Source organism: Corynebacterium sp. DNF00584, from assembly GCF_001552965.1.
GTDB classification, from domain to species: Bacteria; Actinomycetota; Actinomycetes; order Mycobacteriales; family Mycobacteriaceae; genus Corynebacterium; species Corynebacterium phoceense.
In genome coordinates, this window is sequence record NZ_KQ959754.1 from 76,031 (window position 1) to 99,283 (window position 23,253).

The window sequence follows — 23,253 nt, forward strand, 5'->3', positions numbered from 1 at the left end:
AGCAGGTGGGGTATCCGGGAACTAATCAGCCGGGGTGAAACCGAACTCCGTCCACGTGGAATCGAAGTCATCGGCGAGCGTATTCAACAGCTTAGTCGCCGCGTCCTTGTGCTCGGAATCCTTGACGGTGGCGCCCAGGATGGAGTTGGTGAACTTCTCGGCTCCCGGAATCTCGATGACCTCGACGGCATCACCGGCGGCTGCGGCGTCCGTGGAGTAGACCCAGCCTGCGTCGGCCTCGCCGGAGGTGACCTTGCCCAGCACGTCCGCGACCTGGCTCTCGAGCGAGTCTGCCTTGAGGTCGAGGCCCTTGTCGTCCATGATCTTCGTCGAGACGTCGCCGCACGGCACGGTGGGGTCGCAGAGCACGAAGGTCGTGTCCTCGGTCAGGTCATCAAGGGACGTGATTCCCGCCGGGTTGCCCTTGGGCACGACCATGACCATGACGTTTTCGGCTAGCGTCTGCGGCTCGTCTACGGTGCCGTCCGCGACCGCTTGGTCCATCGTCTTCTTCGATGCCGTGAGCAACAGGTCCGCCGGAGCGCCCTCCTTGATCTGCTGGACGAGCGCAGCCGAACCACCGTTGTTGAAGGTGAGCGTGGCCGGGATGTCTGCCGCGGCCTTCTCCATGGCCTCGTTGAGGACGCGCGTCGAGGACGCGGCGAAGAGAGCCAGCTGCACGGATTCGGCGGCATCGGAAGCCGGGGTGTTAGAGGCCCCGGAATTATCGGACGACGCAGACGCGGCTGTGTCGGCCGAGCCGGTGCTCGAGTCCTTCTGCTGAGTCGGGGAGCAGGCGCTCAAGGTGACGGCGGTGGCAGAGGCTGCAAGGACGGCGAGAAGCGGACGGATAAGACGCATGAGTGAACTTTCTGCAGAGGCGAGTAATGGGTTCAAGTTTAGTGGGTGCAAATACAAATATCTGATGAAAAACGCACCATCGCCCCGCACTGTGGGGCGGGGCGATGGTGCGAAGGCAGAGGAGTTTACGCGGTGCGCGTGAACTTGATGTGCACCTCCTGCGGCTCCTTCTTGAGGTACTCGAGCTCGAAGTCCTCCTCGCGGGCCTCGATCTCGCGCAGCAGCGGGATTGGGTCATGCGGGGCGACGAGCACCATGGACTCACCCACGTTGAGGGTGCCCAGCGCACCATGAATGGCGCCGTGGCGCACGGCGTGCGGAATCGTGGTGGCGTCGAGGGTCGGGATGTCGTTGCCCTTGTGGGCGTCAGAGATGGGCAGCTGCATGGCTATGGTCCTTTCGGTTGATGTTCGCTTTTATCTTAGGCTCAATATTAGTACGATAAAACTCGTGAAAAATAATCGAGCCACGCAGAGCGTCGCGCACCGGATGGCGTTCCTTGCCGTCGCGGGCGCGTCGCTCCTCGTCGGTCTCGCCGCCGGCGCCTCGTTGCTCGGCTTGACGTGGGGGCCTGCGGGTGCGGCGGCCTCCATCGCGCGCGACCATGGGCCGCTTATGGTCTTTGGCTTCGTGGGCGGCGCCATCGGCCTGGAGCGCGCCGTCGCCGTGCGCACGTCCTGGGCGTGGGCGGGACCGGCGTTCCACGTCCTGGGCGTCGTGACGTTGCTCGCGGGCCTGCCGCGTGCCGTGCCCGCAGCCGCCTTTGCCGCTTCGTTCCTCGTCCTCGGCGCGATATACACCGAGATTTACCGCCACCGTCAGCCCATGCTCGCCGTGCTCGTGCAGGCCGTCGGCGTGCTCGGCGGAGTCTCCGCGGCCGTCCAGTGGGCCACCACCGGCGGATTCGCCGCCGCGATGCCGCTCGCGGTGCTCTACGCCGTGGCGACCATCCTGGGTGAACGCATGGAGCTCGCGCGGCTTACCATGTCCGGCGCCCGCGCCGGAGGTTCGCTCGCCGCACTCGTGTTGGCACTCGCCGCCGCGGCGGTGCTCTTCCTCGCCAACCCGGCCATTGGCTACCGCGTCATGGGGCTCACCCTCGTCGCGTGTGCGGCCCGCGCGGCCCAGCTCGACGTCGCGAAGAACCTCGTGCGGTCCACCGGCCTGCCGCGCTATACGGCCATCGCGATGCTCGCCGGCTACGGCTGGCTCGCCCTTGGCGGCGTGTTCTGGCTGGCCTTCGGGCCGGACGTGACGGGCTTTGCCTACGATGCATCCATCCACGCGGTCTTCCTGGGCTTCGTCATCTCCATGATCTTCGCCCACGCGCCGACCATTTTGACCTCGGTCATCCGGCGCAAGCTCCCGTATCACCCGGCGCTCTACGTGCCGCTCATCCTGTTGCACCTGGGACTGGCCCTGCGCATCTACGCGGATCTGCGCCAGTACGCCGGGGCCTATCAATCGGGCGGGCTCGCGACCATCCTCGCGGTGCTCGTGTTCTTAGTTACCGGCATAATTCTTACCTGGAAGGAGGCGCGTCATGGAGATAGGACTCGGCCCCAGCGCACCGCAACCACGGCTTAAAGCGCAGGCCGCGCCGTTGAGCGACGTCTCGCTCGCAGGCCGCCGCCGCTGGCACACGCTGGCCTTCGCGGTCATCGCGCTGTGGATTTTTATTGGCATGGGCTACGTCATCGCCCGCCAATTCGGCGCACCTGTCATCTGGTGGGAGCTCATCCACCCGTTTACCATCGGCGCGCTCACCACGGCGATCATCGTCTATTCCACGCACTTCGCCGAGGCGCTCACCCGCACCGCGACACAGGATTACCGCGCCGTTGCCGCGCGCGTGGCGCTCGTCCAGGTGGGACTCCTCCTCCTACTCATCGACCGCGCGGGCTATGACTGGGGCCCGCTTGCCGATGCCGCCTCGCTCCTCATCATTGCCTCCCTCGCGTGGCACATCTGGGCCATCGCGCGCGCCCTGCGCGGTTCGCTCGCCGGGTCCTTCGCCGTCACCGTGCCCTTTTACATCGCGGCCGCCGCCTTCATGATCGTCGCCGTCGTCTGCGCCGTGCTCGCCGGGCGGGGAGTGGGCAACTATTCCTCGCTCATCGCGGCCCACCAACGCGCGGCGGTCTGGGGCTTTGCCTTGCTCACCATCGTCGGCACCGTGGTGACGCTGCTGCCCACCCTCTCCAGCACGAAGATTTCGCCCACCGCCCGCGCCCGCTGCCTGCGTGCGCTCACGGTGCATTGCAGTGGGCTTTCGGCCGCCGTCGTGTGCTACGCGCTCGGCCTGCCCGTGCCCGCGGGCATTGCGCAGCTGCTCACTGTGCTCGCCAGTGCGCTCGTTATCGCCCCGGTCGTGTCGGGCGTGCTGGGCGGGGCGCCGCAGGTAACGGCGGCATCGGCAAGCGTGCTGGCCGGAGTGTTCTGGATGGTGGCGCTCAACGCTGCCGATGCCGCCTCAGTCCTGGCCGGAGCCTTCCCCCGGGCAGTCACCCTCGTGCTCATGCCGGCCTTCGTGGGCGGCGGGCTGCTCCAACTCGTTACGGGCGTGCTCACGCACCTGCTGCCCACGCTGCGCGGTGGTGGGCGTGAGGCCGTTTACGAAGGGCGTCGACGCGGCACGTTCGCGGCGCCCGCGCGTGTGGTGCTGGTCAACCTTGGCGCGCTCATTACGCTTACCGGCCCAGCACTGGCCGGGATTATCATGATGGGGTTAGGCCTCATCGGTCACGTGGCGACTATCTGCTGGTCGCTGAAAGTTAGGAAGTCCGCATGACGAATCTTATGTCCCCGCAACCCTCCCAACCGTCCCAGCCGGCTCAACCGGCGAAGTCGAACGCCAACGGCTGGGCCGCCTGGCTGCTCATTGGCCTCGCCATCGCGGCCGTGGTCGTGCTCGCCGTGGTGAACACGACGGCAACGAACAAGGCCTCATCGCCGGCGGCTCCGGTCGCGGCATCTGGAGACGATGTCGTTGTCGATGTCACCGTGGACGGCATGGCCTTCGTGCCGAATTCCGTGGACGTGCCCGCGGGCTCGCGCCTCATCGTGAACTTTACGAACACCGGCGACAAGGTCCACGACTTGAAGATCGGCGATAACGAGACCGGCCGCATCGAGCCGGGCAAGTCCGCGCAGCTCGACGTGGGCGTCATCACGGAGGACATCAAGGGCATCTGCACGATTGCTGGCCACGAGATGCAGGGCATGACGTTCATGGTGCATGCGACGGGTGCGAACTCCGAAGCCTCAACTGGTGAGCACAACCATGCCGTCGCCGGTGCCTCCAACCCGTTTGTCACCGTGCCGTCTGCCGCGGACCGCACGAAGAAGCGCGACGATTTCCAGGCGCGCGACGCCGCTCTGGCACCGTCGACGGGCACGGTCCACGAGGAGACGTGGGAGATGACCGAGGAAGTCCGCGAGGTCGCGCCGGGCGTGAAACAAGTGCAGTGGCTCTTTAACGGCCAAGCCCCGGGTCCGACGCTTCACGGTAAGGTGGGTGACACGTTCAAGATCACGCTTGTCAACAACGGCACCATGGGCCATTCCGTCGACTTCCACGCCGGCGAGGTCAACCCCGACACCACCATGGCGACCATCGAGCCCGGCGAGGAGCTCACCTACGAGTTCACCGCCAACCGCTCGGGAATCTGGATGTATCACTGCTCGACCGACCCGATGAGCCTCCACATCGCCAACGGCATGATGGGCGCGGTCATCATCGACCCGGTCGGCGACGACGCCCTGAGCGACGTTGACGGCGAGTACACGTTCGTGGCCTCCGACGTCTTCCTCGGCGACCAAGCCATCGGTGCCAACCCCGACCGCGTCGCGAACGGTGACTTCGACCTCATGGCGTTTAACGGCTACCCCAACCAGTACGACCTCGAGCCGCTGCACGCCAAGGTCGGCGAGACCGTCCGCCTGTGGGTCCTTAACGTCGGCCCGGACCAGCCGCTGAGCTTCCACGTCGTGGGCGAGCAGTTTGACACCGTCTACAAGGAGGGCACGTACCTCATCCGCGACGAGAAGCGGACCGGCTCGCAGGCCCTCGATCTCCTGCCTGCCCAAGGCGGCTTCGTGGAGATGACCTTCAACGAGCCCGGCACGTACAGCTTCGTCAACCACATCATGACGAACGCCGAGAAGGGCCAGCACGGCAAGATCATCGTCACCGAGTAGACCGCAGCCACCTGGCACCCGAGACACCGCGCCCCGGTTCGAGGCGCGGTGTCTTTGTGTCTTCCTATCAAGGGGCGGAAGTTGTGGCCGCCGACGGTGCCCAAGAGCGGCACATGTAGGGACTTAGACGGCGTAAAGACACAGGGCAGGGATCGGGAAACGCCCGCGCTCCTGTGCGAGGAGAGCGGGCGTTGGTGGGGCAGGGCGCCGGTTAGGCGCCGTGCGAAGGTGTCTCGGACTTGTCGAGCTGGGAGTGGTGGTTGCGCACCGGCTCCCAGGCGACGTGGCGGCGCATGTCCGTCGCGCGGGAATCGCGGGAGCGGTAGACCACATACGGGCGCGTGACGTAGCCGACCGGTGCGGAGAACGCGTGGACCAGGCGGGTGTACGGCCACACGGCGATGATGGTGAAGCCAGCGAGGACGTGGAGCTTGAACTGCCAGGGGACGTCAACCATCGTCTCCGGGTGGATATTGAACACGATGAGGTCGCGCAGCCACGGCGAGATGGTCTCACGGTAGTCGTAGCCTTGCGGGCCGCCGAAGACCTGGGTGGAGAACGTCGCGATGGTGCCCGAGAGCAGCGCCAGACCCAGGAAGACGTACATCACCTTGTCCGACTTCGAGGTGGACAGGAAAACGGAGCGGTTGACGATGCGGCGGTAGAGCAGGCCACAGAAGCCGAGGACCACGGCGACGGCGGCGATGGAGCCGGGGATCGTCGCGATGAGGTGGTAGGCGTGGTCGCTGATGCCGACGGCACGGGTCCAGGACTTGGGCATTGCCAGGCCCATGAGGTGGCCGATGACGACGAAGACCATGCCCCAGTGGAAGAGCGGGGAGGACAGACGCAGCAGCTTGGATTCGTAAATCTGGGACGAGTGCGTGGTCCAGCCGAACTGGTCGGTGCGCCAGCGCCAGAAGATGCCCACGAAGAAGGCGGCGATAGCGAGCCACGGGAACGCACCCCAGAGGAAGTTATTGAAATGTTCCATGGTGGATCCTTAATGAATGTCGGGTTGAGCGGTGGGGAAGGGAAGATCGGCGATACCCACCATCTCAGCGGGCGGGCCGGTGCGGATAAGGTCAACGTATTTCTGCGCGGTCTCCTCGTCGACGTCGGGCAGGGCCTTGCATAGCGCGACGATGAGGTGCGAATACGGCGAGCCAAGCTGCTCCAGCGCGGCGCGGAGCACCTCGATGCCTTCACGATAGCTGGCGAGCATCTCCACCGCGCGGGCATGCGGCTCGCCCTCGGTGTAGGCGAGTGCCTCGAGCATGACGCAGAGGTGGTCTGGCATCTCATCGGAGTCGAGCTCAAAGCCCAAAGACTTGAGCTGCTCACCGATGGACAAGATGGCCATGCCACGCTGACGCGTATCGCCCACCGCGTAGTAGGTGAGGAAGAGCGAGCAACGGCGGCGCTGGTCGAAGATCTCGACGTAGTGCTCCTCGAGCCCACGCAGGCCGGTCGAGCGCGCCCAGTCCGCAAAGGTCATGAAGTCAGTCGCAATCGCCATGGGCAGCTCACCAAGCTGCTCCTGGACGATGTCGAGGCGCTCGAGGTAATCCTCGCCCGGGTAACGCAGCAGCACGGAGGCGGCCATGGCGACGAGGCGCCGCTGGTCATCGGTGACCTCGACGGGCGCGACGAGTGTTGCTGGAACCTTACCGGTATGCGTGCGCACGGTGCGCTTGACGTCGGCGGCGCCGCCCATGCTGCCGATGCCGGCGGGCGTGCCGAAGCCTGCGGGGGCATCGTCAGGCTGGGGCACCGGCATGCGCGCGGCGAGCTTTTCGAAGATACCCATTTAGCGCTCCGGGAACATGGAGTCCGGGCGGTCGCCCGTCCAGCTGAGCAAGGAGACCTTGCCTTCCGATGCCGCCGCACCCTCGGTGTGGCAGGCTTCCGGAGCGCCCATGCCGAGGTCATGGAAGACATCGTCGCTGGCGCGGGACGGGTCGACGTTGCCGAAGGGATCGAGCGAGGCGATGCCGCGCGGGGTCTCCGGGGACGCAGTCGGGATGACGTAGCGGTCATCGTACTTCGCGATGGACAGCAGACGGTACATGGAGAGCATGTCCTCGCCGGTCATGCCGACGGCCTGTGCGATCTCTTCCTGCGGTTCGTTGCCCAGGTTGATATCACGCATGTAGGAACGCATGGCGACGAGGCGGCGCAGGGACTTCTCGACGGGCACCGTGTCGCCGGCCGTGAACAGGCCTGCGAGGTACTCGAGCGGGATGCGCATATTCGACAAGGCGGAGAAGAGGATCTTGTGGTCCTCGCCGTCGTTGCCGGACTTGGTCACCTGGTCGACGATGGGGGACAGTGGCGGGATGTACCAGACCATGGGCAGCGTGCGGTACTCCGGGTGGAGCGGCAGTGCCAGACCGTACTTGAAGATGAGGTCGTAGATGGGCGAGTTCTGCGCGGCATCGATCCAGGAGTGCGGGATGCCCGCAGCCTGGGCGGCCTTGACGACCTCCGGGTCGTGCGGGTCGAGCATGATGGACTTCTGTGCCTCGAAGAGGTCCTTCTCGTCCGGGACGGATGCGGCCTCGGCGACGCGGTCAGCGTCGTAGAGGATGACGCCGAGGTAGCGCAGGCGGCCCACGCAGGTCTCGGAGCAGACGGTCGGCTGGCCGACCTCAAGGCGCGGGTAGCAGAGAGTACATTTCTCAGCCTTGCCGGTCTTGTGGTTGAAGTAAACCTTCTTGTAGGGGCAGCCGGAGACGCACATACGCCAGCCGCGGCACTGGTCCTGGTCAACGAGGACGATGCCGTCCTCGGCGCGCTTGTACATGGCGCCGGACGGGCAGGAGGACACGCAGGTGGGGTTCATGCAGTGCTCGCAGATGCGCGGCAGGTAGAACATGAAGGAATCCTCGATCTCCTTCTTCACGGAGAGATTCATCTTGTGCAGCGTGGGGTCCGCGTCCATCGTGGTGGTGGAGCCGCCGAGGTTATCGTCCCAGTTGGAGGACCACTCAATCTTATTGATCTCGCGACCGTCGATCTGGGAGACCGGCTTGGCGGTGGGCTGGGTCTTCTGCCCGGCCTTGGCACCCATGAGGTCCTCGTACTGGTAGCTCCACGGCTCGTAGTAGTCCTGGATGGTGGGCAGGTTCGGATTGTGGAAGATGGTGGCGAGCTTCTTCAAGCGTCCGCCCGCCTTGGGCTTGAGCTTGCCGGAGGAGGTGAGCTCCCAGCCGCCCTTCCACTTCTCCTGGTCCTCCCAGGTGCGCGGGTAGCCCAGACCCGGACGGGTCTCGACGTTGTTGAACCAGATGTACTCGGTGCCTTCGCGGTTGGTCCATGCCTGCTTACAGGTGACTGAACACGTGTGGCAACCGATGCACTTGTCCAGGTTCATAATCATGGAGATTTGGGCCATGACCTTCATTAGTAGGTAACCTCCTGGGAACGACGGCGCACGCGCGTGACCTCGTCACGGTTGTTGCCGGTTGGGCCGATGTAGTTGAAGTGGTAGGTGAGCTGGCCGTAGCCGCCCGCGATGTGAACCGGCTTGATGGAAATACGCGTGAGCGAGTTGTGCGTACCGCCGCGGCGGCCAGTGTGCTCGTTGAGCGGCGTACCCACTGTGCGCTCCTGGGCGTGGTTCATAATCATCGTGCCCTCCGGGATGCGGTGGGAGACGATGGCGCGGGCGGAGACGACGCCGTTGCGGTTGTAGACCTCGACCCATTCGTTGTCCGCGACGCCAATCTTCTTGGCGTCCTTGTCGGACATCCACACGACCTGGCCACCGCGGGAGATGGACAGCACGTGCAGGTTATCGAAGTACTGCGAGTGGATGGACCACTTGTTGTGCGTGGTGAGGTAACGCAGGGTCACCTCGGCCTCGCCGCGCTCGTTGGTCAGCTGCTGACCCGGCTCAAATTCGCCGTGCATGCGGAGGTGGTCGAGCGGCGGGCGGAAGACCGGCAGCGACTCGCCGTAGTCCATGAACCAGTCATGGTCGATGTAGTAGTGCATGCGGCCAGTGATAGTGTGCCACGGCTTGTCGAATTCGACGTTGATGCTAAACGCCGTGTAGCGACGGCCATTGCGCTTATCTGCGGTCCACTCCGGGGAGGTGATGATCTCGGTCGGACGCTCCTTGATGGAGTCCCATGTGATGCGCACATCCTCGTCAGCGGTGCCGAGCGGGGTGAGGTCCTTGCCGGTACGCGACGAGAGGAACTCGAAGCCCTGCTTGGCGAGCTCGCCGTTGGAGACGCCGGACAGATGCAGGATGGCGTCGATGACCTTGGTGTCCTTCGTGAGATCCACGAGCTCGCCCATGGAGGTCTTCTCGGTGCCGCAGATGAGCTTAAGCTCTTCGACCTGCTTCTCCACGTTGAATTTCGTGCCGTGGACGCCGGTGCCGGCCTTGGCCGACAGCGGGCCCAAGTGGGTCCACTTCTCGTAGATCTTCGTGTAGTCGCGCTCGATGGTGGCGATCTTCGGCATGGTCAGCCCCGGGACGAGGCCGACTTCCTTGATATCGGGGACGATTCCGCGGGCCATGCCCATCTCATCCGGGGTGTCGTGGTGGCTCGGCTGCGTGACCACGTCGGTTTGCGTGCCCAGCCACTTCACAGCCATCGCGGACAGCGAGGCAGCGAGGTCACGGAAGACCTCGAAGTCCGTGCGTGCCTCCCACGGCGGGTTAATCGCCGCGTTGAAGGAGTGCAGGTACGGGTGCATATCCGTCGAGGACATGTCGTGCTTCTCATACCAGGTGGCGGCTGGGAGCACGATGTCGGAGACGAGCGTCGTGGATGTGTTGCGGAAATCCGTGGTCAGCATGAGGTCGAGCTTGCCCTCAGGCGCGTCGTCGACCCAGGTGATGGACTTCGGGCGCTCCTCCGGGGAGAGCTCGGCCGCGGTGGCGTCCGAGTCCACGCCCAGCAGATGGCGCAGGAAGAATTCCGTGCCCTTGGCGGAAGAACCCAGCAGGTTCGTGCGCCAGTTGAGCAGGATGCGCGGCCAGTTTTCCTTGGCCGACGGGTTGTTGTAGGAGAACTCGAGGTCGCCGGATTCCAGCTGGTTGACAACGTAATCCTTGATGTCCTGGCCAGCGGCCTTGGCCTCGTCCGCGAGGAGCAGCGAGTTCTTGTTGAACTGCGGGTAGGAGGGCATCCAGCCGCGGGTCATGGCCTCGACCATCGTGTCGGCGACCATCTTGTCTTCGATGGAGCCGTGGCTAGCCAGCGGCGAGCCCAGGTGCGAGGCGTGCGAGTTGTCGTAGCGGTACTGCTCCGTGGCGAAGTAGTAGAAGCCGGTGGAAATCATGTGGCGCGGCGGACGTTGCCAGTCCGTGCCCATGGCCCACTGGGTCCAGCCGTTGATGGCGCGCAGCTTCTCCTGGCCCACGTAGTGAGCCCAGCCGCCGCCGTTAACACCCTGCGTGCCACACATGGAGGTGAGCGTCAGGAATGTGCGGTAGATAGTGTCCGCGTGGAAGTAGTGGTTGACGCCGGCGCCCATGATGATCTGGGAGCGGCCCTGTGAATCTGCGGCGTTCTGCGCGAACTCGCGGCCGATGCGGATGCAGGTCTCAGCGGCGACGCCGGTGAGCTCTTCCTGCCAAGCCGGGGTGCCGACCTCGGAGGCATCGTAGAAGTCCTTGGGCCAGGACCCCGGGAGATTGAGCTCCTCGCGGTTGACGCCATAGTGGGCGAGCAACACGTCGAAGACGGTGGTCACGAGCTGGCCGTCGACCTCGCGGACCGGGACGCCACGGTGGACAACGCCGGCGCCGATCGGCTTATCGGTGCCCACATCGCTCGGGTCAGCATCGAGGTCGAAGCGCGGGAAGAGCACCTCGGCGGTGGAGTAGGAGTCGGTCTCCGCGATGGACATGACCGGATCGGCGTTGCCCAATGAGAGGTTCCACTTGGAGGATTCCATGTCCCAGCGGTCTGCCATCGTGCCGCCCGGGTCGACGACCTTGCCGTCTTCTTCCATGACGAGCGTGCGGTAGGCGGCATTGGGGGAGCCGTTGAGGGAGGCATCGGAAAGCTGGGCAGCGGTGAGGAACTTTCCTGGGGTGTACGTGCCATCCCCGCGGTCCTCGAGGGTGATCAGGAACGGTGAGTCCGTGAACTTACGCATGTAGTTCATGAAATACGGTTCCTGGCGCTCGACGTGGAACTTCTTGAGAATGACGTGGCCCATGGCGAACGCGAGGGCGGCGTCGGTGCCCGGGTTGATCTGCGCCCACTCGTCGGCGAACTTCGTGTTATCTGCGAAGTCCGGGGAGACAACAACGACCTTGGTGCCGCGGTAGCGGGACTCGACCATGAAGTGGGAGTCCGGCGTACGGGTAACCGGAATGTTGGAGCCCCACATCATGAGGTAGGACGAGTTGTACCAGTCGCCTGACTCCGGGACGTCCGTTTGGTCGCCGAAAGTCTGCGGGGAGGCCGGCGGAAGGTCGGCGTACCAGTCATAGAAGGAGAGTGCTACGCCGCCGATGTGCTGAAGGAAGCGCGAACCAGCACCGTAGGAGACCTGCGACATGGCCGGAATAACGGTGAAGCCGAAGATGCGGTCTGGGCCGTGCTCACGAATGGTGTAGACGTGTGCCGCGGCGGCCATCTCGATGGCCTCCTCGTAGGTAATGCGGATGAGTCCGCCCTTGCCGCGCTGCGAGATATAGGCCGTGCGCTTGTCCGGGTCTTCCTGGATGGCGCGCCAGGCGAGGACCGGGTCTCCGGTCTTCTTCTTTTCCTCGCGGTACATGTCGACGAGCACGCCACGGGCGTACGGGTAGCGCACGCGGGTGGGCGAGTAGGTGTACCAGGAGAAGGATGCACCACGCGGGCAGCCGCGCGGTTCGTATTCCGGCATGTCATTGCCGGTGGTGGGGTAGTCCACTGCCTGGGACTCCCAGGTGATGACGCCGTCTTTGACATAGACCTTCCACGAGCAGGAACCGGTGCAGTTCACGCCGTGGGTGGAACGGACCATTTTGTCGAAGGCCCAGCGGTTGCGGTAGAAGACATCAGCCTGGCGGCCGCCCTGGAGGAACAGCTGCTGGCCGGAGTCGCTGGCCTCGCCGTGGCGCAGGTAGGCACCCAGCTTGAACAGCGGGTTGAGTTTGCCATTCTGGGGCTCAACGTGAGTAGTCATGGGTGAAAATACTCCTAGGAAGTTGGTTTAGCCGGGGAACGGAGCGTTGGGGCGGGCGTAGTAGATCCACACGAGCGCCGTGGTGATGATGAAGTAGACCACGCAGCCCCAGAAGAACGTAGCCGCAGGCATGGCGGAAAGCAGCACACCCACGACGAACGGGCCGAAGGCACCAATGGCACCGGTCCAGCCGATGACGCCGCCAGCCTGGCGGGCCGGGAGGATCATAGGCATCTGCTTGAAGGTGCCGGCGTTAGCGAGACCCGTGAAGAAGAACATGATGAGCATGCAGGTGAGGAACCACTTGAACTCGCTCGGGTCGCTCGGGTTGAGGAAGAGCGCGGAGGCTGCGGTGAAGACCGTCATGCCGAGGCAGCCGATGAAAGTCCAGATGGCGCCGCCGAACTTATCGCACAGTGGGCCCCAGAGTGCGCGGACGAGTGCGCCGATGAGTGGGCCGAGGAAGGCGTAGGTCGCGCCCTTGGGCAGGTTCTCGAAGGTGCCTGCGAAAGAGGAGTTAGCGCCGTAGATGTTGTTGATGAGCAGTGCCATCTGAGCCGCGAAGCCGGAGAACGCACCGAAAGTCATGAGGTAGACGATGGTGAGGATCCACGTGTTCTTATTGCCGAAGATGTCGATCTGCTGGCGGAAGTTGGCCTTGATCGGCACGTCCTTGAGCATGGTCCACGCGAGGATAGCTCCGACGAGGGCCCACGGCACGAGGAAGATAGCCGGGTTGTGCACGAAGATATCGCCCTCATCCGTGCGCTGCGGCGCCACGAAGCCGATGCCCAGGAGCGTAAAGCCCATGAGCCACGGCGCGACGAGCTGAATGAAGGAGATACCGAAGTTACCGATACCGGCCTGGATGCCCAGCGCGGTGCCCGACATGCGCTTGGGGAAGAAGTAGCCGGTAGACGGCATAAAACCGGAAAAGACGCCGCCGCCGACGCCGGAGAGGAAGGCCAGCACCATGAACCACCAGAACGGGGTCGAGGTGCTTTGCACGGCGAAGAACCAGCCGAGCATCGGGATGATAAACAGCAGGGAGGACAGCGTCACGAGCTTGCGCGTGCCGATGATCGGCGGCAGGAACATGAACAGCAGTCGGAACAGGCCGCAGGCGAGGCCCGAGATGGAGGTGAGCCAGTACAGCTGGCTCTTCGACAGATCAAAGCCGATCTGGTTGAGCATCGGCGCGATGGCGGATACCAAGTACCACGTGGCGAAGCCGATGATGAGGATAAAAGTGGAGAGCCAGAGGGTCTTCCACGCGATCTTGGAATCCCAGTGGTCTGGATCTTCCGGGTTCCATCCCTGAATGGTAGAACCGGAGGTATCGAGGGCGGTCATTATTTTCCTTGCCATATCTCGTAGAAAAGGGTTCCTTCCCAATTTATCGTGGTTTATGCTGGAGCATGACCTTTTTCACGGGTTCTTCCGTGTTTAATTACGGCATGAAAATGTTGCGAAAATAATTCACTCGCGCCCGGTGCAGGTTAACTTGAAGAAGGTCACCCTAAGTTTTGTTTACGTTTGAATGTGTTGAATTTGTCACACATTGTGTACGGAATTGAAGGAGTCAGATATGACGCCCACCACGGCCGCCATCATCGTTACCGCCGACAGGATTCTCAGCGGCGAAAAGCCCAATACGGCGGGTGAACTCGCGGCGTCGCTTATGGTAGATGCGGGCTTCGAAGTGGGCTCCCACGTCGTGATCGCGGAAGGCTACGCCCGTGTTGCGGAGGCGCTGCGCGCCGAGGTGCGCGCTGGCACGCACGTTATCGTCGTCATCGGCGGCACGGGCGTAGGCACCACGAATTACACGCCAGAAGTCACCGCGGAGTTCGTCACCGCGCGGCTTACCGGCCTGGAGACCCAAGTCTTGCTCAAGGGGCTGGAGTCCTCGCACAAGGCGGGGCTGTCGCGTGGAATCATCGGCATGACGGATCGCGGCGGTGGATCACTCATCATCAACTCGGCGTCCTCGCGCGGCGCGGTCGCTGACACGCTTGGTGTGGTGCTGCCACTCGTGGGGGATATCTTCCGGGACGCCCGTTAGGCCTTCAGTATTAGGTCTTCAGTGTTAGGCCTTCAGCCTTCGACTAGGTTGAGGCGCGGGCAGCCCAGGCACACAATTCGGCGGGGGTGTCGTAGTCGACTTCGGCACCAGTGCCGGGCACGCGGACAAGGGCGCCGGGGGCGGCGCGCAGGAGACGGCGCGCGGATGTATTGTGCGGCGAACCTAGCGCCGCCAGCGCGGCCGCAAGCGCGTCCGCGTTCCACAGCGCGATGAGCGGCTGGATGCGTGAGCCGGTCGTGGCGACGGCTGCCGATGCCCCCGGTGCGGCGTCGAGGGCCGCTACCAGGCGGGGAAGCATGCGCGGGGAATCGGGCGCATCGACGGAGAGCACCGCGACCCGCGGGGTGTCGAGCGCGTGGAAGCCGGTGGCGATGCCGGCGACGGGACCGCCAAAGAGCGGAGACTCGCAGACTTGCGGCAGACCCAGCGGGTACGGCGAGACCACTGCGGTGGGCGTGCCGTAGGGCAGCGCGGCGAGCACGTGGTCAATAAGGCGCGCGCCGCGCGCGGTGACGGAGCCTTTATCCACGCCGCCCATGCGTGTGCCGCGTCCGCCGGCGAGGACGATGACTCCGGTTGTGGGGCGCATTACTCAGCGGCCGGGATTTCGGCGAGCTCCGGCAGCTCGCGAGACCAATCGCCGGAGCGGCCGCCGGACTTGGCGACGATGCCCGTACGGCGAATGTAGGCGGCGCGGTCGACGCCCTTGACCATGTCGATGACGGCGAGCGCCGCGACGGAGACGGCGGTGAGTGCTTCCATCTCTACGCCCGTGCGGTCTGCGGTGCGCACGGTGGCTTCAATGAAGACGCAGTCCTCGCGCAGCTCAAGGTCGACCGCAGCGCCGTGGACGCCGATAGTGTGGGCGAGAGGAAGGAGCTCCGGAACCTTTTTCGCCGCGGCGATGCCGGCCACGCGGGCGACGGCGAGGACGTCGCCCTTGGGCACCGTGCCGTCGCGCAGCGCGGCAAGGACCTCCGGCGAGCAGTAGACCTCGCCGCAGGCGGTGGCCGTGCGCACGGTGGGCTTCTTTTCCGTGACGTCGACCATGTAGGCGGCGCCGGCGTCGTTGAGGTGAGTGAACTTCATGAGGGCTCCAATCAGTGGGAAATCTGGGGGTTAGTAAAAGTAGACGTCGACGGATGCGCCGTCTGGGAGCGTGGACTCGAGGACAGCGTAGCCGTGTGTGCCGGCGAGCGAGCCGACGAGGTGACTGCCCACGTGGCGGCCGCTAAAGGGCGTGGCTCGCGGCGGCGAGACGGTGAAGTCCAGGCGCACGGGCACTATGAGGACGCGGTCGCGTACGCGCGGGAATTCAGCGTCGGGCTGGGCGACAACGCGCGGGGCAGGGGCGTTGGGCAGACCGCGCAGGCGCCGCAGGACCGGCGCACCGTAGAGATGGAAGGACACGAAAGCCGCCACGGGATTGCCCGGGAAGGAGAGTACGGGCACGCCACGCCACGTCGAGGCACCCTGTGGCGCGCCGGGTTTCTGGCAGACCTCGCCGAACCAGGCGTCAGGCGAGGCGCCGAGGACCTCGTGAACAACGTCGAAGGCACCGGCGGACACGCCACCGGAGGTGATGATGAGATCGACCCCGGCAGCGGCGAGCGAATCGAGCTCCGCCGCGAGCGCCTCGGGTGAGTCCACGACGTGACGGTACGTGACCTCACTGGCGCCAGCAACGCGGGCGAGCTCAGCGAGCATGGGGCCATTGGAATTGGGAAGCGCCCCAGCCGGGAGCGAGGAGAGCGCCGCGGCGTCGGTCGCCGTGAGCAGCTCGGAGCCGGACGTCACGACGGCGACGGACGGCGCCGGGTAGGCAGAAACCGAGGCGACGCCTGCCGACACGAGCGCGGCGAGGGTGGGCGCATCCGCAGGCGTGCCAGCAGTCGCCGCGGGGTGGCCGGGCTGGAGGCTATCGCCCGCGCGCCGGATATGCGAGCGCTCGCCCAGCCTAAAAACAGTGACCGACTCTGGCAGCGGGTGCGGGCCGGACGGAATGTTGGTGTCCTCGACCGGGATGACGGCAAGTCCGGAAGGATCTCCGGTGGGTGCGCCCGTCATAATGCGCACGGCGTGGCCAGCAGGCACGGACAGCGGCGCGGAGCCCGCGGGGACATCGCCTGCGACGGGCAGCGTCCACGGGCCTTTGCCCTTGAGATCGGCACGGCGGACGAGGAAGCCATCCATTGCCGAGTTATCGAAAGGCGGGACGGGGAAACGTGCAGGAGCGTCAGCAGCGAGAACGCGGCCAGGCAGCTCCGCGAGCGGTGTGTCGACGGGCATGGCCGGATGTGCTAGCGCGAGGACGCGCGCGCGGTGCGCAGCGATGGTAACGGACATAGATGTCTACGTTAGCCGCCAATGGCGGACATAGGACGATCTGGTTGCAAGAAGCCTTCGTCGTTGACGCCGTGGCCCGGCAGCTTGGCCCACATCTCGCCGGCCCAGGCGGTCATGAGCTCCTCGTCGGTGGCACCCGCACGCATGAGGTCGCGCAGGGACGTCTCCGAGTTGCCGAAGAGGCAGTTGCGCACCGCGCCATCCGTGGTAAGCCGCGTGCGGTCGCAGTCGCCGCAGAAAGGATGCGTCACCGAGGCGATGATGCCGATCGTGCCGTGGAGGGTGCCATCGTGGGAGGTTACCTCCCACAGCTCGGCCGGGGCGGAGCCGCGCGGCTCGCGGGCCGGGGTAAGTTCCAAGTCTTCGCGCAGGTAATCGAGGATTTGGTCCGCCGTGACGAGCTGGTCGCGGCGCCACTTCTCACGCGGACCCAGCGGCATCTGTTCGATGAAGCGCAGCTGCGCGCCGTGCTCGAGGCAGAAGCGGGCGAGCGGGACGATGCCGTCCTCATTAACGCCCGGCATGACCACGGCGTTGACCTTGACGGGGTGAAGGCCCGCTTCGCTCGCGGCAGCGATGGCCTTGAAGACATCCTTGATACGGTCGCGGCGGGTGAGCTGCGCGTAGAGCTCGCGGTCGATGGTGTCGAGCGAGATGTTCACGCGGTCGAGGCCCGCCTCCTTGAGCGCTTTAATGCGGCGGGGTAGGCCTAGACCGTTGGTGGTGAGCGCGATGGTGGGCGCGACACCTTCGTCAGTGCGCAGCTGCTTGGTTGCCGCGATGATTTTCTCCAGGGACTTGCGCAGTAGCGGCTCGCCGCCGGTAAAACGCACCTGGCGAATACCGAGACGTTCGACGCCCAAGCGGATAAGGCGGATGGTCTCCTCGTCGGAGAGGGTGTGTTCCGTGGGCATCCAATCGAGGCCCTCGGCGGGCATGCAGTACGTGCAGCGCAGATTGCAGCGGTCAGTCAGGGAGACGCGCAGGTCGCGCGCGACGCGGCCGTAGCGGTCGATGAGCGCGCGCGAACCGTCCGCATGAGCTGCGGGCATATCCGCGGGTGGCGTGGGAGCGCCGCCGATGCGCGGCAGCGGAAGTGCGACGCGGGTGAGTTGAGACGGGGAAGTCATAGGGTTTCCACCATAGCTTGGACGTGGGCACGGGTATAAACAATATAACGCGGGTTTGTTCGTGTTTATTCCCTGGGCGTGTCGAGCTGCCGTAAGTAGTGCTGACCCACCGAGAGTGCTCTCCCCGCAATAACGGGATTTCGCGGAAACGGCGGCGCAGCATCCAGGCCGTCACGGCGAGCGTGGTGAGCACGGAGCCGGTGATGATGCTCAGCGTCGCCCCGTTAATGCCGGAAGCGGCGACGGCCAGCCTAGAATTCCTCCGCTTCGAACTCGTCGAACTCGGGACGGTGGGTCTCGCCCGGACCGGAGAGGCGAATGATGTTGTACTCACCTTCGGCCAGGTGCATGCGCAGGTCCTTCTTATCGAATTTATCCACGGAGGTCTTATCAATGGACTTCACGAAGGTCCAGTATTCCGGCAGCATCCAGCTGGGTAGCTCCTTGCGCATCGCGTCGCGCAGGGACTCAGCCGTCTCAATGGTGGGGGAAGTCTGCGGGTCGAGCACGGTGACGGCGAGCGGACGTTCGCCCCACTGCTTATCCGGGTAGCCGATGACGGCGGCCTCGATAACGCGCGGGTCAGACATGATGAGGTTTTCCAGCTGGACCGAGTAGATCCACTCGCCGCCGGAGCGAATGACGTCGCGGGCGCGGTCCTCGATGGTGAGGAAGCCGTCGTGTGTGACGGAGCCAACGTCGCCGGTGCGCAGCCAGCCATCTGCGGTGAACTTGGAGGCGGCGTTCTCCACAGCCTTGCCGCGGAACTCGCTGGCCGGGCCACCCGAAGAAGCCGTGGGGGAGTCGTAGTAGGACGCGGTGACGAGGTTGCCCCGCACCTGAATCTCGCCGGAGTTGCGGTCCGTCTTGGGCACGACTTGGCCGTCGTTGACCACGCGGTACTGTAACGAGGCGGGAATGCGCCCCTGGGAGATGCGGTAGGCCCAGCGCGCCGGGCCGTTGACGCCCTGCGGTGGGCGGGCGACGGAGCCCACGGTGGAGGTTTCCACCATTCCCCACACGTGGATGACGTCCACGCCGTAGCGTTCCTCCCAGACCTTGATGAGCTGCGGCGGCACCGGCGAGCCGCCCGCGTAGATCTCAGTGAGCGACATGCGCTCCGGCGGGTTTTGCATGTAGTGGACGATGAGCTGGAGCCAAATAGTGGGCGCGCCGTGCGCCACGCGCGGGTGGGTCGCAGCGATGAGCTTGGACAGCGTGGGTGCCGAGACATCCGAGTCCGGAAGAACCAACGGGGTGCCCGTCATAAACGCTGCAAAGGGTACGCCCCAGCTGAGCACGTGATAGATGGGGATGCAGCATAAGAAGGTCTCGCCGTGCGTGACGCACAGCGAATCCGAGGAACGCAGCTGCATGGCCTCCAAGTAAATGGAGCGGTGGGAGTAGACCACGCCCTTGGGCGCGCCGGTCGTACCCGTGGAGTAGCACAGCGCCGCCGCAGTGCGCTCATCGAGCTCCGGCCAGCGGTAGCGCGAGGACTTGCCGTCGAGGAGCTGCTCGTAGGAGTACGTCGCGACGCTGCGGGGCATGTGGAGGGCGGCATCGGCAAGCCCGACCGAGCCAGTAAAGACCACGGACTCGACCTCCGGCGCGCCGCTTAAGATACGCTTCAGCTGCACGGCCAAGCGCGGGTCCGCAACGATGACCTTCGCCTGCGAGTGGTTGATGATGTGGCGAATCTGGTCATTCATGAGCTGCTTATTAAGCGGCACGAAGACCGCGCCCTTACACGCTGTGCCGAAGAGAATCTCCAGGTGCTCCGCGCAATTCCACATTAGCGTGGCCACGCGCTCGTCGCCGGTAACCCCCAGGTCTTCGTGCAACGCATGCGCCCACGCCGCCGCACGCGCTCCGATATCGGCAAACGTTGCGACCTCTTGTGGCTCCTCGCCCGCGGCCGTGTCCCCACGCCACGTGGTCACCGGGGTGGCCCCGTGGACCGTGGACCCGTAGTCCAAGATGCGTGAGATATTCAGCGGCACGTCCTGCATCGTCGAAAGCATGCCCTTTATGGTAGCCGCACACCTGCCACGCGTGGGTGCCTGTTGCGACATGGGGCGAGCGGTGATCTATACTGGGTGGCGACTGTGCGGATTGTGACGGTCGCCCCCTTTGACGCGCTGCACTCGGCGTGCTCGGCTCGAAGACTCGTGGCGCCGCTGTCCCCGCGAATTTCATTCCACCAGTCACCCGATTTCTACTCATGGCCGCGTGTGTCTTCACTCACGGGTAACGCGTTTCGCACCGTGATTGCGTCCATGGGCATTCATAGACATTGTTTGAAGATGGCTCCCTGGGCCTTATCGCACGTGCGTGCGCGGCGATCCCACCCATGGCCCGGGGAGAAACGAAAGGATATCCGTGAGCACTACGGACACCACCGCAGCCGCTGACCTTGCGTCGATGAAGCTGCCGGAACTGCGCAAGCTCGCCGCCGAGCGCGGCCTCAAGGGCATTTCGGGCCTGCGCAAGGGGGAACTCATTGAGGCGTTGACCACGGGCACCGCGCCGAAGCGCGCTAAGGCTGCCAAGGCTGCCGATGCCCCCGCGACCTCCGCGCCCAAGCGCAACGTCCTAGGCGGCGACAGCCCGCGCCGCGTCCCGCGCAAGGCTGCCTCCGAAAGCGCTTCTGTCTCTGCAGCCGTAGAAAATGCCGCTGAGCAGGAGCCGCAGGAGCAGGGCAACCAGGGTGAGAAGCAGGACGGCGGCGATAACCGCACCTACGAGTCCCGCTCTCAGGCCCGCCGCGCCCGCCGCAATCGTGCGCGCCGCGAGGCCCGCAACGAGCAGGGGCAAAACGGTGCGCAGGATGATGACTCGAAGAAGTCCCTGCGCGAGCGCAGCCGCGTCGGCGACGACGAGGCTGCACAGGACTCCTCTGCCGACTCCAACGCGGGCGACAACGCTGAGCGTTCTTCCGAAGACCAGCACAACCACGACGAGCAGCGTGGCCGCGGCGAGCGCGGCAACCGCCGCGGCCGTCACGGCGACCGCAACAATGATCGCGGTAACGACCGAACTAACGATCGTGGCGAGAAGAACGACAACGACGGCCAGAACGACAAGAACGGCCGCAACCGCCACAACAACGACGACGAGGGCAACGGCCGCCGCGGTCGCCGCGGCCGTCGCAATCGCCGCAATCGCGGTGGCAACGACGGTCAGGGTGGCAACAATCACGGCGGCAACGGCGATCTGCAGGTCCGCGAGGGCGACGAGCTGCAGGCTGTGGGCGGCATCCTTGAGGTCGTCGACAACAACGTGGCCTTCCTGCGCACGACCGGCTACCACGCCGCGGGCAGCGACGTCTTCGTCAACAACAACTTGGTGCGCCGCTTGGGTCTGCGCTCCGGCGACGCTGTGACCGGCCAGGTCAAGGTCGGAGCTGGTACTAAGACGCTGGGCAACGGCCGTAACCGCCGCAAGTACAACCAGCTCGTGCAGGTCGACTCCGTCAACGGCCTCGACCCGCAGACGGCGAAGGATCGCCCAGAGTTTAGCAAGCTCACGCCGCTCTACCCGAACCAGCGCCTGCGCCTAGAGACGGATCCCAAGATCCTCACCACGCGCGTCATCGACCTCATCATGCCGATTGGTAAGGGACAGCGCGCGCTCATCGTCTCCCCGCCGAAGGCTGGTAAGACGACCATTCTGCAGAACATCGCGAACGCGATTTCCACGAATAACCCGGAGTGTTACCTCATGGTCGTCCTCGTTGACGAGCGTCCTGAGGAAGTCACGGATATGCAGCGCAGCGTCAAAGGCGAGGTCATTGCCTCGACCTTCGACCGTCCGCCGTCAGAGCACACCGCCGTCGCGGAGCTGGCCATCGAGCGCGCCAAGCGCCTCGTGGAGCAGGGCAAGGACGTCGTCGTCCTCCTCGACTCCATTACCCGTCTGGGCCGCGCGTACAACAACTCGTCCCCGGCCTCGGGCCGCATCCTTTCCGGTGGTGTGGACTCCAACGCGCTCTACCCGCCGAAGCGCTTCCTGGGTGCTGCGCGCAACATCGAAAACGGCGGCTCGCTCACCATCATCGCCACCGCGATGGTGGAGACCGGCTCCACGGGTGACACGGTCATCTTCGAGGAGTTCAAGGGCACCGGTAACGCGGAGCTCAAGCTGGACCGCGCGATTTCCGAGCGCCGCATCTTCCCGGCCGTCGACGTTAACCCGTCCGGCACCCGTAAGGACGAGCTCCTGCTCGTCCCAGAGGAGGCGCGGATCATGACGAAGCTGCGTCGCATCCTCTCTGGCCTCGACTCGTTCGCGGCCATTGACCTGCTTATCAAGCAGCTCAAGAAGACCAAATCGAATGGCGAGTTCCTCATGCAGATCGCCAGCTCCGCGCCCATGGTCGCGGACAAGGATGTGGAGGATTACGTCTAATGGCTAGCCAAGTTTCCCTCGTTGACGACATCGTCTCCGAGTACCAAGGCATCGAAATGCAGATGGCCGACCCTGAGGTGGCCGGTGATCAAAAGATGTTCCGCAAGCTGTCCAAACGCTATGCGGAGCTTCGTCCCATCGTGAGCATCAACAATGAGCTCGTACAGGCTCGCGAGGATCTCGCGGACGCCAAGGAGATGGCCTACGAGGACCACGACTTCCAGGCGGAGGTCGACCGCCTCGAGCCGCTCGTGGTCGAGCTCGAAGAAAAGCTCGCTGACTTGCTCGCGCCCCGCGACGAGCACGATGGCGACGACATCATTATGGAGATCAAGGCTGGCGCCGGTGGCGAAGAGGCCGCCCTCTTCGCTGGCGACCTAGCCCGCATGTACGAGCGCTTCGCCGATAAGGCCGGCTTCGCGTGGGAGGTCCTCGGCCTCAACGAATCCGACCTGGGCGGCGTGAAGGACATGTCCATCTCCTTCAAGTCCAAGACCCCGTCGCGCGACGGCGCCTGGTCCGTCTTCAAATTCGAGGGCGGCGTACACCGCGTCCAGCGCGTGCCGGTTACCGAATCCCAGGGCCGCATCCAGACCTCCGCGGCCGGCGTGCTCGTCTACCCGGAGCCGGACGAGATCGAGTCTGTCAGCATCGACGAGAAGGATATCCGCGTCGACGTCTACCGTTCTTCCGGTAAGGGCGGCCAGGGTGTTAACACGACCGACTCGGCCGTGCGTATCACCCACCTGCCCACCGGCCTGGTTGTGACCTGTCAAAAGGAACGCTCCCAGATCCAGAACAAGGCGCGTGCCCTGCAGGTTCTGCAGGCCCGACTGGACCAGATGGAGCGCGAGGCCCGCGAGGCCGAGGCTGGCGAGCAGCGCGCCTCCCAGGTGCGCACCATGGACCGTTCCGAGCGCATTCGCACCTACAACTGGCCGGAGAACCGCATCACGGATCACCGCATTGGCTATAAGGCCAATAATCTGGACCACGTGTTGAACGGCGATATGCAGGATCTCATCACGGCTCTGCAGACCCAGGAGCGCGCCGAGCGCCTCGAGGCCGAGGGCTAAA

18 protein-coding genes are annotated in these 23,253 nt (G+C 64.8%); 6 read left to right on the forward strand and 12 right to left on the reverse strand.

The window, feature by feature from the left end; genetic code table 11:
* Positions 1 to 21 precede the first annotated feature (21 nt).
* The gene (gene modA, locus HMPREF0307_RS07665) at positions 22 to 852 is read right to left on the reverse strand and encodes a molybdate ABC transporter substrate-binding protein (RefSeq protein ID WP_369799440.1); all 831 of its coding nucleotides are present in this window, start codon (positions 850 to 852) and stop codon (positions 22 to 24) included.
* Positions 853 to 986: 134 nt separating this feature from the next.
* On the reverse strand, positions 987 to 1,247 hold the full coding sequence (locus HMPREF0307_RS07670) for a DUF2249 domain-containing protein (protein WP_066490781.1): 261 nt from the start codon (positions 1,245 to 1,247) through the stop codon (positions 987 to 989).
* A 64-nt stretch (positions 1,248 to 1,311) separates the two neighbouring features.
* Between HMPREF0307_RS07670 and HMPREF0307_RS07675 the strand changes: the two genes are divergently transcribed.
* Genes HMPREF0307_RS07675 through HMPREF0307_RS07685 form a run of 3 tightly spaced genes read left to right on the forward strand, consistent with a single transcriptional unit; the run spans position 1,312 to position 5,061 of the window.
* Positions 1,312 to 2,448 (forward strand): hypothetical protein, encoded by a 1,137-nt coding sequence (locus tag HMPREF0307_RS07675; protein ID WP_066491115.1) that lies wholly within the window; start codon positions 1,312 to 1,314, stop codon positions 2,446 to 2,448.
* A complete protein-coding gene (locus HMPREF0307_RS07680) occupies positions 2,405 to 3,652 on the forward strand; it encodes a beta-carotene 15,15'-monooxygenase (RefSeq protein ID WP_066490783.1) in 1,248 nt (415 codons plus the stop codon). The genes HMPREF0307_RS07675 and HMPREF0307_RS07680 overlap by 44 nt, the downstream gene beginning before the upstream one ends.
* The gene (locus HMPREF0307_RS07685; protein ID WP_066490787.1) at positions 3,649 to 5,061 is read left to right on the forward strand and encodes a multicopper oxidase domain-containing protein; all 1,413 of its coding nucleotides are present in this window, start codon (positions 3,649 to 3,651) and stop codon (positions 5,059 to 5,061) included. Before HMPREF0307_RS07680 ends, HMPREF0307_RS07685 begins: the two co-directional genes overlap by 4 nt.
* A gap of 211 nt (positions 5,062 to 5,272) precedes the next feature.
* Here HMPREF0307_RS07685 and narI read toward each other — a convergent pair whose 3' ends face one another.
* From narI to HMPREF0307_RS07710, 5 genes are read right to left on the reverse strand one after another with little or no spacing between them, the layout of a single operon-like run.
* A complete protein-coding gene (gene narI, locus HMPREF0307_RS07690; RefSeq protein ID WP_066490788.1) occupies positions 5,273 to 6,055 on the reverse strand; it encodes a respiratory nitrate reductase subunit gamma in 783 nt (260 codons plus the stop codon).
* A gap of 9 nt (positions 6,056 to 6,064) precedes the next feature.
* The gene (narJ, locus tag HMPREF0307_RS07695; protein ID WP_066490793.1) at positions 6,065 to 6,871 is read right to left on the reverse strand and encodes a nitrate reductase molybdenum cofactor assembly chaperone; all 807 of its coding nucleotides are present in this window, start codon (positions 6,869 to 6,871) and stop codon (positions 6,065 to 6,067) included.
* Positions 6,872 to 8,467, reverse strand: a complete 1,596-nt coding sequence (narH, locus tag HMPREF0307_RS07700) for a nitrate reductase subunit beta (protein WP_066490795.1) — start codon at positions 8,465 to 8,467, stop codon at positions 6,872 to 6,874. It lies immediately after the preceding gene.
* Positions 8,467 to 12,204, reverse strand: a complete 3,738-nt coding sequence (locus tag HMPREF0307_RS07705) for a nitrate reductase subunit alpha (RefSeq protein ID WP_066490798.1) — start codon at positions 12,202 to 12,204, stop codon at positions 8,467 to 8,469. Before HMPREF0307_RS07705 ends, narH begins: the two co-directional genes overlap by 1 nt.
* Before the next feature lie 27 nt (positions 12,205 to 12,231).
* Positions 12,232 to 13,557, reverse strand: coding sequence for a nitrate/nitrite transporter (locus tag HMPREF0307_RS07710; RefSeq protein ID WP_066490801.1), 1,326 nt, complete (start codon positions 13,555 to 13,557; stop codon positions 12,232 to 12,234).
* A 235-nt stretch (positions 13,558 to 13,792) separates the two neighbouring features.
* Here HMPREF0307_RS07710 and HMPREF0307_RS07715 point away from each other — a divergent pair, with 235 nt between their 5' ends.
* Positions 13,793 to 14,269 (forward strand): MogA/MoaB family molybdenum cofactor biosynthesis protein, encoded by a 477-nt coding sequence (locus HMPREF0307_RS07715; RefSeq protein WP_066490803.1) that lies wholly within the window; start codon positions 13,793 to 13,795, stop codon positions 14,267 to 14,269.
* A gap of 43 nt (positions 14,270 to 14,312) precedes the next feature.
* Here HMPREF0307_RS07715 and HMPREF0307_RS07720 read toward each other — a convergent pair whose 3' ends face one another.
* The 5 genes from HMPREF0307_RS07720 to HMPREF0307_RS07740 all read right to left on the reverse strand — a co-directional run bounded on the left by HMPREF0307_RS07720 (position 14,313) and on the right by HMPREF0307_RS07740 (position 19,790).
* Complete coding sequence (locus HMPREF0307_RS07720) at positions 14,313 to 14,879, reverse strand: molybdenum cofactor guanylyltransferase (protein ID WP_066490805.1); 567 nt, start codon at positions 14,877 to 14,879, stop codon at positions 14,313 to 14,315.
* The gene (gene moaC / locus HMPREF0307_RS07725) at positions 14,879 to 15,379 is read right to left on the reverse strand and encodes a cyclic pyranopterin monophosphate synthase MoaC (RefSeq protein ID WP_066490814.1); all 501 of its coding nucleotides are present in this window, start codon (positions 15,377 to 15,379) and stop codon (positions 14,879 to 14,881) included. The genes HMPREF0307_RS07720 and moaC overlap by 1 nt, the downstream gene beginning before the upstream one ends.
* 30 nt (positions 15,380 to 15,409) lie before the next feature.
* On the reverse strand, positions 15,410 to 16,636 hold the full coding sequence (locus HMPREF0307_RS07730) for a molybdopterin molybdotransferase MoeA (protein WP_066490815.1): 1,227 nt from the start codon (positions 16,634 to 16,636) through the stop codon (positions 15,410 to 15,412).
* 11 nt (positions 16,637 to 16,647) lie between these two features.
* On the reverse strand, positions 16,648 to 17,766 hold the full coding sequence (moaA, locus tag HMPREF0307_RS07735; protein WP_066490819.1) for a GTP 3',8-cyclase MoaA: 1,119 nt from the start codon (positions 17,764 to 17,766) through the stop codon (positions 16,648 to 16,650).
* Between the two features lie 251 nt (positions 17,767 to 18,017).
* Positions 18,018 to 19,790, reverse strand: a complete 1,773-nt coding sequence (locus HMPREF0307_RS07740; protein WP_066490830.1) for a long-chain fatty-acid--CoA ligase — start codon at positions 19,788 to 19,790, stop codon at positions 18,018 to 18,020.
* 358 nt (positions 19,791 to 20,148) lie between these two features.
* Between HMPREF0307_RS07740 and rho the strand changes: the two genes are divergently transcribed.
* Positions 20,149 to 22,176: a transcription termination factor Rho gene (gene rho / locus HMPREF0307_RS07745; protein ID WP_066490832.1), complete on the forward strand. Its 2,028-nt coding sequence runs from the start codon at positions 20,149 to 20,151 to the stop codon at positions 22,174 to 22,176.
* The gene (gene prfA, locus HMPREF0307_RS07750) at positions 22,176 to 23,252 is read left to right on the forward strand and encodes a peptide chain release factor 1 (RefSeq protein ID WP_066490834.1); all 1,077 of its coding nucleotides are present in this window, start codon (positions 22,176 to 22,178) and stop codon (positions 23,250 to 23,252) included. The genes rho and prfA overlap by 1 nt, the downstream gene beginning before the upstream one ends.
* The last annotated feature ends 1 nt before the right edge of the window (position 23,253 follow it).